This is a genomic window from Actibacterium naphthalenivorans (genome assembly GCF_014196965.1).
Taxonomy (GTDB): domain Bacteria; phylum Pseudomonadota; class Alphaproteobacteria; order Rhodobacterales; family Rhodobacteraceae; genus Actibacterium_A; species Actibacterium_A naphthalenivorans.
Genome location: NZ_JACIEQ010000001.1, coordinates 1,012,444 through 1,025,794 on the forward strand (window position 1 = coordinate 1,012,444; position 13,351 = coordinate 1,025,794).

A 13,351-nucleotide genomic window follows, 5' to 3' on the forward strand; every position below is an offset into this window, starting at 1 on the left:
CGCGCCAATCAGAGCTACCGGGCATGGCTCACCGGGCAATGATCGCTCGAGCGATATGTTCAATACCCGGCGATGGCGCCGGCCAGGTCCCGCCGTCGCCAGATCCCGCGCACCTGTGAGGTGATCACGCTGTTGGGCCGGAACATGCGGATATGACCATCCCAGTACACGTCGAACCGCTTGTAGCCACCTGTCAGGGATTGCGCGTGGTTCGATACCGCAACGGCCGTCACGGTGACCGCCGTCAGGGCTTCCATCGTCTCGTCGATGGCCTTCGTCGCGACGCTGCGGCCCACGAGGTCACGGAAGCTACCCAGGTCAAGCGCCTCGCCGCCTGCCAGCGGGCCCTTGATCGTCCGCTCGAGCGGGCGGTCGGCCTGGTCCAGGGGCATCTCGCTCCGGTCGGTGATGACATAGCGCTCCTGCCGGTTCTCGAAGGACAGATCGATGACCACCGCCGCCAGATATACCGGCTCGGACCCCATGTTGGTGACGATGCAGCGGGCGTTCTCGTCCGTCGCGGCCCCCAGATCGAGATGCAGAATGCACTGCCTCTGCCGCAGGAACCCCATCAGGATCAGGTGCAGGTAGACGACCCAGACAAGCAGCATCAGTGCATTGAGTACCAGGTTCAGAAGATCCATATACTGCTGTATCCAGCTCAGGAGTGCCATGCCGACCCCGTCAGCGTCCGCCGCATGGGGGTGGATCGACCGCCTCTGGCCGGGGACCGCGACGGCAGAGATAGACCTCGGGCTCGGGATGCGCCTCGATTTGAAACCCCGCACTGCGCAGCATCGCCTCGCTCGCCGCTTGGTTCGGAACGAACCAGTTGGTCGGGTCCTGCGCGTAGCGATGTTCGATGAAATGCAGCCTGGGCCAGTCGTTGCGGTCGAACGGTGTTTCATCCTCGAAGGCGTAGTCCGGGGCAGGTTTGGCCACGGCGTCGCTGCCCCGCTGCATCGACTGGAACAGCATGATGTCGCCCGCAGCGTGTTCCCACAACAGATCGAGCGCCAGCAGCGGGTGTCGGAGGTGGTAGAAGACGCCCATGAAGATCACCATGTCAAAGCGTTCACCAAGCTCCGCGACGTCGTAGACGGACATCTGGCGCAGGTCGATCTCGACCCCTTCTGTCCTTGCCGCCAGCTCTGCCTGCGCCAAGTAGCGCGGGTCGCTGTCGATCCCGACCACGCGCGCTGCGCCGCGCCGGGCCATCTCGATCGCATAGAACCCGGCATTGCAGCCGATGTCGAGCACCGTGCGGCCTGTCAGGTCATCGGGCACGATATGGCGGAAACCCTGCCATTTGAACGAAGGGTAGTCCCCGAGCGGATGGTCCGGCGCGGTTTCGATCCCGCCCAGACGGAGATTGTGGAACCAGGGTTGCAGGTCCCTGATGCGGGTGCCCAGATCCGTCATTCCGCCGCTCTTGCCACGTCGTCTCCGGCGACGCTGCGATGCTCGGGGATTGCGAACCATGCCGCTGTGCTGGCAAGGCCCTCATGGAACGGCACCCTGGGCTCCCAGCCCAGAAGGTCGCGCGCCAGGCCGATGTCGGGCTGGCGACGTCTGGGATCGTCCGAGGGCAGCGGATGGAACACGATCTCCGATGACGAGGGGATGGCCCGCAGAATCAGCCGCGCCAGGTCGAGGACCGAGATCTCGGCCGGATTTCCAAGATTGACGGGACCTGCCGGGGTCGCCTCCACCGCCGCCAGGGCGATCAGCCCGCGCACCAGATCACTCACGTAGCAGAAACTGCGCGTCTGGCTGCCGTCGCCATAGACGGTGAGGTCCCTGCCCTCCAGCGCCTGGACCAGGAAATTCGATACGATCCGCCCGTCATCGGACCGCATCCTGGGGCCATAGGTATTGAATATCCGCGCGACGCGGACATCCACACCGAGGTCCCGCCGGTGGTCATAGCACAGCGACTCCGCCGCCCGCTTGCCCTCGTCATAGCAGGCACGGATGCCGATCGGGTTGACGTGACCCCAGTAATCCTCGCGCTGCGGGTGCAGTTCGGGGTCGCCGTAAACCTCGCTGGTGGAGGCTTGGAGGTACCGCGCGCCCGACTGCGCGGCCAGGGCAAGCAGGTTGCGCGTGCCCACCACGTTGGTCATCATCGTGCGGACCGGATCGGCCTGGTAATGCGGCGGCGAGGCCGGAGAGGCGAGATTGAAGATCCAGTCGACAGGCTCCTCCGGCAGCGGATCGGTGGCGACGTCGGCCTCGACCAGCCGAAAGTTGTGGTCGTTCTCCAGTGGCGCAACGTTGCTGCGCCGACCGGTATGGAAGTTGTCGACGCAGACAACACGTATGCCACGCGCCAGCAGGGCGTCGCAGAGATGCGAGCCGACGAACCCGGCCCCGCCCGCGACAAGGGCCGTAAGGGGAATGCGGACCAAGGTCATGCCGGCACCCCCGACGTGGCGGGCAGTGCCCCGAGTTGCGACGCGAGATAGCGCGCCCGCGCCTGACCGGTATGATCGGCCAGAACACTGTCCCGGGCGGCTTTCGCCAGCGCCTTCCTTCTGCTTTCGGACATCGACAGCGCCGTCACGACCGTCTCGGTCCGATCCGCCAGAAGGATCGCCTTTTCGGGTACCAGCACCTCCTCGATCCCCGGCCAGGGGTCCGAGATGATCGCGGTGCCACAGGCCGCGGCCTCGAACAGCCGCACCGAGGGCGAATGGCCGATCTTGCGCATGGCCGAGCGCGTGAGGTTCAGCGTGAACCGCTGCGCGTTGTAGAAGGCGGCGTGATCCGGTGGCGCGACATGTTCCAGCCGCTCGACGTTGAACGGCCAGTCCACATCATCGGGAAACTGCGACCCGGCGACCACGAAACGGCATTCCGGCAGACGCCGTGCGGGTTCGATCAGAAGCTCTTCCAGACCCGGCTGCCGGTCAGGGCTGTATGTGCCCAGATACCCGAGGTCCCACTTCTCTTCGACGTCCTCCGGGCGGTAACGTTCGGGATCGACCGAACAGTAGAGCGGCGCCACCTTACGTGCGCCCAGATCTCGCAGCCGGTCCAGCGCAGCGCCGCCGGCGAAGGACAGGTAGAGATCGATCAGCGGCAGCTGCCGGCGCCTGATGTATTCTGCACCGTCGGACTCCAGAGCCGCCAGCGTCACCGGCGTGTCGATATCGTAGTAGACCAGCCGGCCACGCACCGATTCCGCCAGCCGGTCGAGCAGCGCCACGGAATCCGGCACGTACGACCCGATTATGACCGCATCGGCCCGCGCGATCCGGTCCTGCCAGCGGTCCAGGTCGTCGAGGCCGTCATAGAGCGCGAAGTCGCAGAAATCCGGTTCGGGCAGGTCGCGGTTCGAGGCATACCACGGCACGTCCCGCTCCAGGAACAGAACCCTGTGGCCTCCTGCCGCAAGCCCGCGCAGAAGGGCGCGGTAGGTGGTTGCGTGTCCGTTCCCCCAGGACGAAGACAGGGACAGGCCGAAGATCACGATGTCGAGCGGTGCACTCATGGCTGAAGCTCCCTTTGCGCGAGTCTGGCGAAGAGGGCGGTGACCTCCTCCGCACGGTTTCCGTAGGCATGCGCGGAGAGGACCCGCTGCCGTGCGGCCTCTCCGATCCGTTGCGCGTCCTCGGCCGTGAGGTCGCGCAGGATGTCCGTGACGTCGGCTCCGTCGCGGGCGACCAGCACCTCGCGGCCGGGGGCGAGGAACAGCTCGATCCCTTCCCAGGCGTCGGTGATCAGGCAGGCCCCCGCGCCCGCGGCCTCAAAGATCCGCGTCGCCGGGGAAAAGCCGGTTTCGGCCATGCTGTCGCGCGCGATGTTCAGCACGGCGCGGGGCGTCACGTTGAAGGCGTTGTGATCGTCCGTGCCGACGTGGCCTATGGCGTGGACGTTCGGCGGCAGCTCGGATCCGTTCCACCCCGATCCGCCAAGTATGAAGTGCCGGTCCGGCCTCGCCCGCGCAGGCGAAAGGAAGAACTCCGCCACGCGCGCTTCCCGGTCCGGCAGGCGATTGCCAAGAAACCCCAGCTCGGCGGCGAAGCGCGGGTCGGGCGGCACAGGGAAGTGTGTCGCGGGGTCGAGCGCGTTGTAGATCGGGACGCAATCCCTTGCGCCAAGCGCGCGGTAGGCATCGATCACCGGCTGCCCGCCGCCGTAGGTCAGAACGGTTTCGAAGTCCGGCAGATCCCGGCGCAGCGGATGCGACGGATCGGCCCGCATGGCGGCCAGCGTGGCCGGGGCGTCGACATCCCACCACACCCGCAGCGCATCAGGCGCGGCCCGGTCCAGCACCGCGCGGCGCAACGCGTCATCCTCGTATCCGATGCCCGAGGCGACAACGACCACATCGGTCCGCGCGGCCCCCTCCGCCGCCCGGCGCAGCCCCTGGGGCGTGCCCTCCCAGATGACGACGCGGCTCCAGTCCGGCGGATCCATGTCTCGGTGCTTCTGCCGGTCCCACACGTCGGGTTCGTAAAAGGTCGTTTCGCAGCCATGCGCGGCCAGAGCACGGATGATGCCCCGGTAGTATGTCGCGGCGCCGTTCCAATAGGACGACAGCAGGCTTGATCCGTAGAAGGCGATTGTGGTCATCAGGCAGTCTCCCTGGTGCGGGTTCCGATCGTGTCGAGGATTGCCAGAAGTTCTGCCGCGCGGTGGCGGCAGGTATGGCGGGCGCGGATCGTTTCCAGTCCGCAGGCGGCAAGGTTTTGCGCCAGGGCGCGGTCGGCAAGGATGTCCCGCAAGCGGCACTTCATGTCCTCTCCGTTCGCGGCGATCAGATAGTCCGTCCCGGGACGGAACAGCCCCTCTGAGTCTTCCCACGGGGCACAGACCAGCGGGATGCCGCAGGCCATCGCCTCGAAGGGGCGGATGGTGGGAATGCCGGACAGCGCCTCTACGTAGGGTCGGCGGGGTATGTGGACCGTCACGCGGTGACGGGCGAAGGCCTCGGGAACGTCCGCGTTCGCGATGGATCCCGCATAGTCGATGCCCGCCGCAGACAGGGCCCGCCGCGCGTCCTCCGGATATCTCACCCCGTGCACGGTCGCCGACAGGTTCAGTTCGGCCACCGGACGCACGAGTAATTCGTGCAGCTCCGCCGAGCGTTCGCCGTCGCCCCAGTTTCCGACCCAGATCAGGTCGCGCTCCGGCGCGATCTCGGGAAGCGGGCGGAACACGGTGTCGTCCGCGGCCTCGTGCCAGGTAAAGACGCGGCTTCCCCAGCCTTCGGCCAAGTAGCGTTGGCGCAAGGTCTCGCCGAAAGCCAGCACGCCGTCATAGGCCGACAGGTCGAGCGTGCGAAGCTCCTCTCCCGCCGACACGGCGCGATGATGCGTGTCGTGGAACAAAAGGCGGAACGGCGCCCCACGGGCCCGCATTCGTCCCAGATCCGCCACGACCTGCGGGTCGGTCCATTCGTGAACGACAACGACATCGCTCTTCTCCAGCACCTCCGCCACTTCGTCCAGACCGCCGTAACTTTCGCTGCGCAGATCGGGAAAGGTGGCGTGAAAGGCGCGTAGGGCGGCCTCGCCCCGGTCGGCGATCAGGTTACTGCGTGACCAGCCATCGGCAGGTTCGAGGGCAAGGCATTCGTGCCCCGCAGCCTGAAGCGCCCGCATCACACCGCGCAGGAAATGCGCGTTGCCGTGGTTCCAGTCTGAAACCAGCGAGTGAGTGAAGAACGTGAATTTCATGATGTCACCTGCGCGTCCGCGATGATGCCCGCGTAGAGCGCGGTCGTCTTTTGCACCTGTTCGTCCATCGAATAGCGCAGCGCCCGGTCCTGGGCCGCCCGGCCAAGGGCCAGCCGTGTCGCGGGATCATCCAGCAGGTTCGTCATCGCCCGCGCCAGTTCGGCCGGGTCGTGCGGGTTGAAAAAGCGCGCGGCCTCGCCCCAGATCTCGCGGTAGACGGGGATGTCCGCTAGGAGCAAGGGACGCCCCGCCCGCGCGGCCTCGAGCGCGGCGAGACCGAAGGGTTCGTACAAGGAGGGCGAGACGAACAGGCTGCTCCGGGCGATGCGTTGCAATGTGGCGTCATGGGGCTGCGCAGTCGGCGCCGGGGCGCAGTTCGGCTCAAAGCGCTGGCCGTTCGGCCCCTCGGCATCGCCGATCATTGTCACCGTCGCACCGCTCAGCAACGCCGCACGGTGCAACACCGCCCCGTTCTTGGCCCGGTCCCACCAGCGCGCCACCGCGATGACGCTTCCGTCTCCTTCGTCCGGGGCGATCAGCGGCGACCGTCCAGCATTCGGAACGGCGACGATCCCATGCAGGTCGTACACCCGCTCCGTCAGGGCGGCATGGGCGGCCGAGGGCGCGGCGATCCGGTCCAGGTTGCGCAATCCCGCTCGGGTCATGTCCACCTGCCAGGACAGGCGGTCGGGCACGCAACCGTTTTCCATGACCTGGAACCACGTGGCGAGGCAGGAATGCGTCACCCCGAGCCTCGGCGGTCCGCCGCGCAATCCCGCAGCCAGGGCGGGCTGGTTAAAATGCATCAGGTCCGTCCGCCTCTTGTGCGCCACCGACATGAGCCAGCTCGCAACCTTCGCCAGATCCTGTGGTCCTGTGGCCATCCAGTCGAGCGGGGCGTCGCTCCAGTCGAGCGTGCCGATCGACCGCGCCTCAGCGCGTTGCGCAGCGTCGGGTTCGGGTCCGAACCCGGCAAAGGCGATGCCGTATCCCTCGGTTGCCAGGGCGGCGGCCAGGTCCACCGCATAGCGCCAGACCCCGCCGACGGCGTCGACGGTCACGAGAATGTTCAGGCTCATGCGAGGATCCTTTCGGGTTCCGGGTGGACGCGGTGTTCGGCCAGCCAGCCCGCCAGTCGCGCGATGCCTTGGCGCCAGTCGGTCCGCGCCCGCCAGCCTGTCGCCGCTGTCAGAGCGGCGGTGTCGGCGACAAACCAGGGCTGATCGCCCTGCCGCCAGTCCCGGTAGACGACCTCGGGTGTCACGCCGGTGACGCGGGTGATCTCTGCCAGGGCCTGTCGCAAGCTGATCGCATTGGCGGGACCGCCGCCGAGGTTGAACGCCCGGCCCGACAGCGCATCGATGCGGTCGTGCACCATGCGATAGGCAGCCACGGCGTCCGAGACTTCGCAGACGTCGCGGACCTGTCGGCCGGAACCGTAGATCGTCAGGGGATCGCCGCGCAGCGCCGAGATCAGGAAATGCGCGAGCCATCCCTGGTCTTCAGTACCGAACTGGCGCGGACCGTAGATGCAGGACATCCGCAGCACCGCGGCCTTCAGCCCGTAGCTATGCGCGTAATCCATCACGTACTGGTCCGCCACGCCCTTGGAACAGCCATAGGGGGTGCAGAAATCGAGCGGACGACATTCGGTCACGCCCCGGCCTTGCGCGGCATCGGCGGGCACCACGCACTCCGCCGTTTCATGCAGGTCGATGTCGGCGAGGGCCCCGTAAACCTTGTTCGTCGAGGCGAAGACCAAAGGTATCTCGCGTCCCGAGGCGCGCACGGCCTCCAGCACATTCAGGGTCCCGCGCGCGTTCACCTCGAAATCCTCGACCGGGGTGTCGAGGCTGGTGGTCACGGCGGTCTGCGCCGCCAGATGGAAAACCGCTGCGGCGTCCCGGACAGCGCTGTTCAATGCCTGCGTATCGCGCAGGTCGAACGGCGCGGGATGGACCCGGGCCCCGAAATGGGCGCTGAGCCAGCCGAGGTTCTCCTCCACACCCGGTCGCGAGAGGTTGTCGAGCACCAGGACCTCCTGTCCGTCCGCAAGGAGACTTTCGCTGAGATTGGACCCGATGAAACCCGCGCCGCCGGTCACCACCACGGGCCGTTTGCCACCGGCCAGTGCCGGAAAGGACAGCCGGGTGACCTCGCGCAGCCGCGCGACCCCGCCCTCGGCCAGCATGCGTGCCAGCAGCTTGGGCTGTCCGTCGGCGGTGATCGCGCCCAGATGATAGTGCCGGGGATCGAACCACAGGCCTTCCTGCACCGCCACGTCGGGCTGGAGATCCTGCCAGCCGTACCAGAAGATCCGCGCGGCGGGCGCGTCGAGCGCCTGCATGAAACGCCGTACCTGCTCCATCTCGTCGCGACGCCAGGTCGAATAGCCGGTCTCCGTGATCCAGATCTCCGCGTCCCGGTTATGCCTGTCGAGGATTGCGCGCATTTCTCCCAGATGCATGTCCCAGCCGGTCCAGGATCCCTCTTCGCTGTCCCAGGTTCCTGGAAAGCCGTGAAATCCGACCGCGTGCATGTAGGACAGGATCCCGCGCTGGCCCATCAGGTCCAGCCAATAGGGATCGAACGGACAGGGCCCGCCCAGCACCGGTTTCCAGCCGCGTTCCCGGATCCAGTAGGCAGCCATGTCGATCATTTCGCAGAACAGCTCGAACCCCGGGTCCTCGCGCCAGTCGTAATCCAGCAGGTTGTTGGGCTCGTTCCACAACTCCAGGTGCTCGAAATGCGCGCCATAGCGGCTCATCACGGTGTCGCAGAAATCCGGCAGGTCCTTCAGAACCTTCGGCGCGCCCGACGTGCGCCCCGTGCGCGACAGCGACGGTGGCGTGTAGTGGACACAGGGCACCAGCTCGAGGTTGCGCGACAGGCGCGGGATCAGCCAGTCGTACCATTCGGGCCCGCCAGGCGCGTGGTAATCGGCCCAGGACAGATGCGTGCGCAGCCACGAGGCACCGGTTTCCTCCAGCATCGGCAGCACCGCCTCCACCCTCTCCCGGTCGCCCGGGCGAAACCATTCGACGAAGCCGAAGCGGCTCATGATACCAGTCCCCTGACTTCGAGTTCGTTGCGCATCTGGCCACCGCGATCCATCGCAGGGGACTGCCGCACCCAGTCCACGAAGGGCCCGAGGGACTCTTCCAGACGGAACTCCGGCGCAAAGCCCAGCATTTCACGGGCGCGCCCGATGTCGGCAAAGCAGTTGCGGATATCGCCCGCGCGGAACCGGCCGAGGATCTCGGGCTGCAGATCAGGCCGCTCCATCGCCTCGGCCAGCAGGCTCGCGATCTCTTCGATCGAGTAGGCATTGCCTGAGCCGATGTTGAAGACCTCTCCCGCGACCTCGGATTCCAGCGCCAGCCGGAAGGCACGGGCCACGTCGTGGACATGCACGAAGTCGCGCTTTTGTTGCCCGTCCTCGAAAATCGTCGGCCGCTCACCGTTGGCCAGCCGCGCGGCGAAATTGGCCAGTACACCGGTATAGGGGTTGGACAGCGCCTGCCCTGCGCCAAAGACGTTGAACAGCCGCAGCGCCACTGTCGGCACCTCGTAGGCCGCACCGAAGATAAGCGCCGCCTGCTCCTGCTGGAATTTCGTCAGGGCGTAGATCGAGGCGAGGTCGGGTCGTTTCGTCTCATCCGTCGCAACAGCGGCCAGGGCCTCGCCGCCCGGACCGCGTGGTTCCCACAGGCCTTCGTGCAGATTGACCTGCCGCCGCCGCGCTCCGTCGAACAGCTCCCCACTGGGCAGCACGTAGTAGCCCTCGCCATAGATGCTCATGGAGGACGCGACGACCAGGCGCTGGACCGGATGCGCCGCGATGGCTTCCAGCAGCACGGCGGTGCCAACATCATTGGCGCCGACATAGCGGACGATCTCGTACATGGACTGGCCGACGCCGACCTCGGCGGCCAGGTGGATCACCGCGTCGCATCCCCTTAGCGCCTCTGCCAGCTTCGGCTGATCACGCATGTCGCCGCGAATGACCGCTGCCTCGGGCGGGACATCCGCCACCGGGTCGGCCCCGGCCTCGCCGTGGACCTGCTCGATCATCGCGTCATACAGTCTGACGGCATGGCCTTCGCGGATCAGCTCCGCGGCGACGTGGCGGCCGATGAAGCCGCAGCCTCCGGTGATCAGGACAGTGCTCATGGTGGGTCTCCTTCCGGGCATCAACGAGGGTCTGAACAGGAGGTGGCGCAGAATGTTCCCGCACAATCCGTGACATAGCCGTAGCGCGACCCGGCCGGAGCTTCTTGTGCAGAGACTTCAATGACTTCCGCTGTGGGAAACGAAGTGGTTCGGGACATGCCCCCGGTCTTCGACCGAATGTCGGCGCCTTGGCTTGGAACATTTCGGGGATGATCCTGTTCGTCCGCTTCGTAAGCCAGAAATTCGGAAGGTAGGAACCATGGACGGAGCCAGTTTGCAGACACGGATGGTCGCAGCGCAGATCACACGGGCTGGAGAGGCGGAACTGAAGAACCTTCCGCTGCCCGAGCCGGGGCCGGGCGAGGTCCGGATCAAGATCGAAGGCTGCGGTGTCTGCGCCTCCAACCTGGGGCCATGGGCGGGACCGGAGTGGATGGACTTCCCGCTGCCGCCCGGCGACCTGGGGCACGAAGCCTGGGGTCATGTCGAAGCGACCGGCACCGGCGTGCCGCCTGAGCGGCTTGGAGAGCGGGTTGCGGTCTTCGGCACGCGCGGCTTCGCCAGCCACGAAACCGTGCGGGAGGATGCCGCCCTGCCGGTGCCCCCCGAACTGGGCGAGCGGCCGATCCCGGCGGAACCGCTCGGCTGCGCCGTATCGATCTTCCGTGCCGCCCGCATCGACACCGGAGATACCGTCGCGATCATCGGGATAGGTTTCTTGGGCGCCGTGCTCATCCGCCTGGCCAGCCGCGCGGGCGCCAGGGTCATCGCGATCTCCCGCCGCGAGGAAAGCCTGGAACTCGCCCGGAAGATGGGCGCCGGCGACACCGTCGGGATGGATGACCACCACGCGATCCTCGGCCGACTGGATGAACTGACGGGCGGCGCCGGCTGCGACATTGCCATCGAATGCACGGGATACCAGTGGCCGCTCGACCTCGCGGCCGAGACGCTGCGCGAAGAGGGGCGGCTGGTCATCGCGGGCTATCATCAGGACGGGCCGCGCCAGGTGAACATGCAGCTGTGGAACTGGAAGGCCTTCGACATCGTCAACGCCCACGTCCGCGACCGGGCCACCAACCTCGCCGCGATGCGGGAGGCGATGGAACTGGTGAAGGAAGGCGTACTGGCCCCCGAACCTCTGTTGACGCACCACCACCCGCTCGACAACCTGGCCGAGGCGTTGAACGAAACCCGCGACAAGCCGAAGGGCTTCGTCAAGGCCGTCGTGGTGATGCCATGAGGGACGATGTGGTTCGTTCCCGCCCCCGGCTCGGATTCCTCGGTCTCGGCTGGATCGGCCGCAACCGGATGGAGGCCATGGCCGCCACCGACATGGGCGAGATCGTCGCCTATGCCGATCTTGATCCGCAAGCGGTGGCCGAGAGCGACACGTTGGCGGCCACCGCCACGCGCACGGATTCGCTTGAGGAAATTCTTGCCCTGCAGCCGGACGGAGTGGTCATCGCGACCCCCTCGGCGCTGCATGCGCAACAGGCGATCCAGGCGCTGGAAGCGGGCGCCTCCGTGTTCTGCCAGAAGCCGCTTGGCCGGAATGCCGGAGAAACGGCCGCCGTCGTCGCCGCCGCAAGGGCGGCGGACCGGTTGCTAGCCACCGACATGTCCTATCGCCACACGGCGGCGGTGCGTGCCATCGCGGCGGAAATCGCCTCGGGCGGGATGGGAGAGATCTGCGCGGTGGATCTGACCTTCCACAACGCCTACGGCCCCGACAAACCCTGGTTCCGCAACCGGGCGCTGTCGGGGGGCGGATGCCTGATCGATTTGGGCGTGCATCTGGTGGATCTCGCGCTCTGGCTTCTCGACTGGCCCCAGGTCGAATGCACGGCGGCAGCTTTGAAGGCAGCCGGTCGGCCGCTGGATCCTGCAGGCGAGGCGGTCGAGGATCTCGCCTTCGCCACGTTGGACACCGCGACGGGGGTGCCTATCCGGCTGGCCTGTTCGTGGAACCTTCCTGCGGGCTGCGACTGCGTGCTGCGCCTGGATTTCTTCGGAACGAAGGGCGGCGTCTCGATCGTGAACAGGGGCGGGTCCTTCTTCAACTTCGAGGCCTGGCGCCACGACGGCTGCGAGACGCGGCTTCTGTCCGCCCCGCCCGACGACTGGGGCGGACGCGCGGCTGTGGACTGGCTCTCCCGCCTGGCGCACGGAGAGGGGTTCGACGCAGAGTGCGCGCAGCTTGTGACCGTCGCGCGAACCCTGGACGCGATCTACGCCCGCGCCGGTTTTCCTGAACCCGAGAGTCCGAGTGTCACCAAAGAAATGAAATGACATGAGCGAAGCAGAAATCACGACGGATCATGATGTCATCCGCAAATGGACGGAATCGCGCGGCGGCCATCCCACCCGTGTCGCCGGGACGGGTGACGGCGGCGTGCTGCGGATCGATTTCCACCCGCCCGACGACGGTCTCAAGACCATCGAATGGGGCGAATTCTTCACCGTCTTCGAGGACCGCAAGCTGGCCTTTCTGCATCTGAATAAGACCGAAGGCGGTCAGCCTAGCCGGTTCAACAAATTCGTGGACCGTGACACGGGCGCGTGATCTTCCCGGCCTTGGCGACGCTGCCCAAGACCAGTGCTTCGTGCCGGCGGCGACAGGGGGCCAAGTCCCCCCGTCGTCCGGAGAAATGTTCAGGGGCGAAAAGTGATGGCTATGTCGGGGAGAGGTCAGTTGAGCAAATCGCGGCCGCCATCAGAAACGATCCGGCGCAGGCGGTCCATCAGCCACCGGACTTTGACGTCCCCGCCCGACATGTCACCACCCGACTTGAGATACGCGATCGCGTCCTCGAGGAGCCGCTCCACGAGGCGGTCGGCGACCACAGGGTCATTGTATATCAATCGCGCGGCAAGACGTAACTTCGGCAGGATCACCAACAGATCGTCTTCCGAGCCGCCACTAAAATTGGACATCGTGATGATGGCGGCATCGGACAGGTTCACTACCGGCTTTCGGACGATCGGAACCCGCCAGAAGCGCCTGGGAAGGTTCACCTCGGCCGGGAGGCCGCTGTAGAACACGATCGGCACGTTCCGCGACATGAGCAAATCCGCGAGCGGAAAGACCTTCTGTCCGCTAAGATCGATGTCCAGCACGGCGGCATCGGCCTTGTCGGCGAAATCGAACCCGCGCTGCAGAGAAGGCACCGGTCCGAGAACATGGCCACCTGTGCCGCGCACAAAGTGACTGATGTCCTGAGCCTGCAAATAATCATCCTCGACCACGAGAACGCGACGGACATTCTGCTGCATGACCCTTATCCATTGTTTCGCTTCGGGAACAAAACGTTTCTGAACCAGTGATGGTTCCGCACGTCACCGGGAACATTTGCGGAGCGCGACTGTTGGGGTTTCAGCACTGATTGCGCCAGGGTTTCAAGGCCACGATGAAATGGCCGGCCAGTGCAATCAGGACGAAAGCGGCCCTGGCCAGTAGGCAACGCACGATCACATGGAATACGCGAAGG

Annotated in this window: 13 protein-coding genes; 3 read left to right on the plus strand and 10 right to left on the minus strand. The window is 66.2% G+C overall.

Features of this window, described 5'->3' with window-relative positions:
- Positions 1-59: 59 nt before the first annotated feature.
- From GGR17_RS04955 to GGR17_RS04995, 9 genes are read right to left on the minus strand one after another with little or no spacing between them, the layout of a single operon-like run.
- A complete protein-coding gene (locus GGR17_RS04955) occupies positions 60-674 on the minus strand; it encodes a hypothetical protein (RefSeq protein WP_054537850.1) in 615 nt (204 codons plus the stop codon).
- Positions 675-684: 10 nt separating this feature from the next.
- Positions 685-1,422, minus strand: a complete 738-nt coding sequence (locus GGR17_RS04960; protein WP_054537849.1) for a TIGR04290 family methyltransferase — start codon at positions 1,420-1,422, stop codon at positions 685-687.
- Entirely contained in the window at positions 1,419-2,417 is a 999-nt protein-coding gene (locus GGR17_RS04965) for a UDP-glucuronic acid decarboxylase family protein (protein WP_054537848.1), read from the minus strand. Before GGR17_RS04965 ends, GGR17_RS04960 begins: the two co-directional genes overlap by 4 nt.
- Positions 2,414-3,496, minus strand: a complete 1,083-nt coding sequence (locus GGR17_RS04970; RefSeq protein ID WP_054537847.1) for a CgeB family protein — start codon at positions 3,494-3,496, stop codon at positions 2,414-2,416. Before GGR17_RS04970 ends, GGR17_RS04965 begins: the two co-directional genes overlap by 4 nt.
- Entirely contained in the window at positions 3,493-4,581 is a 1,089-nt protein-coding gene (locus GGR17_RS04975; protein ID WP_054537846.1) for a CgeB family protein, read from the minus strand. Before GGR17_RS04975 ends, GGR17_RS04970 begins: the two co-directional genes overlap by 4 nt.
- Positions 4,581-5,687 carry a CgeB family protein gene (locus GGR17_RS04980; RefSeq protein ID WP_054537845.1) on the minus strand — a complete coding sequence of 369 codons (1,107 nt, stop codon included), beginning with the start codon at positions 5,685-5,687 and terminating at the stop codon, positions 4,581-4,583. Before GGR17_RS04980 ends, GGR17_RS04975 begins: the two co-directional genes overlap by 1 nt.
- A complete protein-coding gene (locus tag GGR17_RS04985; RefSeq protein ID WP_054537844.1) occupies positions 5,684-6,766 on the minus strand; it encodes a glycosyltransferase in 1,083 nt (360 codons plus the stop codon). Before GGR17_RS04985 ends, GGR17_RS04980 begins: the two co-directional genes overlap by 4 nt.
- Positions 6,763-8,748, minus strand: coding sequence for an NAD-dependent epimerase/dehydratase family protein (locus tag GGR17_RS04990; RefSeq protein WP_054537843.1), 1,986 nt, complete (start codon positions 8,746-8,748; stop codon positions 6,763-6,765). The genes GGR17_RS04985 and GGR17_RS04990 overlap by 4 nt, the downstream gene beginning before the upstream one ends.
- Entirely contained in the window at positions 8,745-9,860 is a 1,116-nt protein-coding gene (locus tag GGR17_RS04995) for an NAD-dependent epimerase/dehydratase family protein (protein WP_054537842.1), read from the minus strand. Before GGR17_RS04995 ends, GGR17_RS04990 begins: the two co-directional genes overlap by 4 nt.
- Positions 9,861-10,119: 259 nt before the next feature.
- Here GGR17_RS04995 and GGR17_RS05000 point away from each other — a divergent pair, with 259 nt between their 5' ends.
- From GGR17_RS05000 to GGR17_RS05010, 3 genes are read left to right on the plus strand one after another with little or no spacing between them, the layout of a single operon-like run.
- A complete protein-coding gene (locus tag GGR17_RS05000; protein WP_054537841.1) occupies positions 10,120-11,103 on the plus strand; it encodes an MDR/zinc-dependent alcohol dehydrogenase-like family protein in 984 nt (327 codons plus the stop codon).
- Complete coding sequence (locus GGR17_RS05005) at positions 11,100-12,152, plus strand: Gfo/Idh/MocA family protein (RefSeq protein WP_054537840.1); 1,053 nt, start codon at positions 11,100-11,102, stop codon at positions 12,150-12,152. The genes GGR17_RS05000 and GGR17_RS05005 overlap by 4 nt, the downstream gene beginning before the upstream one ends.
- A 1-nt stretch (position 12,153) precedes the next feature.
- Positions 12,154-12,426 (plus strand): hypothetical protein, encoded by a 273-nt coding sequence (locus GGR17_RS05010; RefSeq protein ID WP_054537839.1) that lies wholly within the window; start codon positions 12,154-12,156, stop codon positions 12,424-12,426.
- Between the two features lie 125 nt (positions 12,427-12,551).
- Here GGR17_RS05010 and GGR17_RS05015 read toward each other — a convergent pair whose 3' ends face one another.
- Positions 12,552-13,136 carry a response regulator gene (locus GGR17_RS05015; RefSeq protein ID WP_054537838.1) on the minus strand — a complete coding sequence of 195 codons (585 nt, stop codon included), beginning with the start codon at positions 13,134-13,136 and terminating at the stop codon, positions 12,552-12,554.
- Positions 13,137-13,351 lie beyond the last annotated feature (215 nt).

Bases quoted from the DNA above. Each gene is read 5' to 3' on its own strand.
- GGR17_RS04955 (WP_054537850.1), bottom strand. From the start codon at position 674: ATGGCACTCCTGAGCTGGATACAGCAGTATATGGATCTTCTGAACCTG.
- GGR17_RS04960 (WP_054537849.1), bottom strand. From the start codon at position 1,422: ATGACGGATCTGGGCACCCGCATCAGGGACCTGCAACCCTGGTTCCAC.
- GGR17_RS04965 (WP_054537848.1), bottom strand. From the start codon at position 2,417: ATGACCTTGGTCCGCATTCCCCTTACGGCCCTTGTCGCGGGCGGGGCC.
- GGR17_RS04970 (WP_054537847.1), bottom strand. From the start codon at position 3,496: ATGAGTGCACCGCTCGACATCGTGATCTTCGGCCTGTCCCTGTCTTCG.
- GGR17_RS04975 (WP_054537846.1), bottom strand. From the start codon at position 4,581: ATGACCACAATCGCCTTCTACGGATCAAGCCTGCTGTCGTCCTATTGG.
- GGR17_RS04980 (WP_054537845.1), bottom strand. From the start codon at position 5,687: ATGAAATTCACGTTCTTCACTCACTCGCTGGTTTCAGACTGGAACCAC.
- GGR17_RS04985 (WP_054537844.1), bottom strand. From the start codon at position 6,766: ATGAGCCTGAACATTCTCGTGACCGTCGACGCCGTCGGCGGGGTCTGG.
- GGR17_RS04990 (WP_054537843.1), bottom strand. From the start codon at position 8,748: ATGAGCCGCTTCGGCTTCGTCGAATGGTTTCGCCCGGGCGACCGGGAG.
- GGR17_RS04995 (WP_054537842.1), bottom strand. From the start codon at position 9,860: ATGAGCACTGTCCTGATCACCGGAGGCTGCGGCTTCATCGGCCGCCAC.
- GGR17_RS05000 (WP_054537841.1), top strand. From the start codon at position 10,120: ATGGACGGAGCCAGTTTGCAGACACGGATGGTCGCAGCGCAGATCACA.
- GGR17_RS05005 (WP_054537840.1), top strand. From the start codon at position 11,100: ATGAGGGACGATGTGGTTCGTTCCCGCCCCCGGCTCGGATTCCTCGGT.
- GGR17_RS05010 (WP_054537839.1), top strand. From the start codon at position 12,154: ATGAGCGAAGCAGAAATCACGACGGATCATGATGTCATCCGCAAATGG.
- GGR17_RS05015 (WP_054537838.1), bottom strand. From the start codon at position 13,136: ATGCAGCAGAATGTCCGTCGCGTTCTCGTGGTCGAGGATGATTATTTG.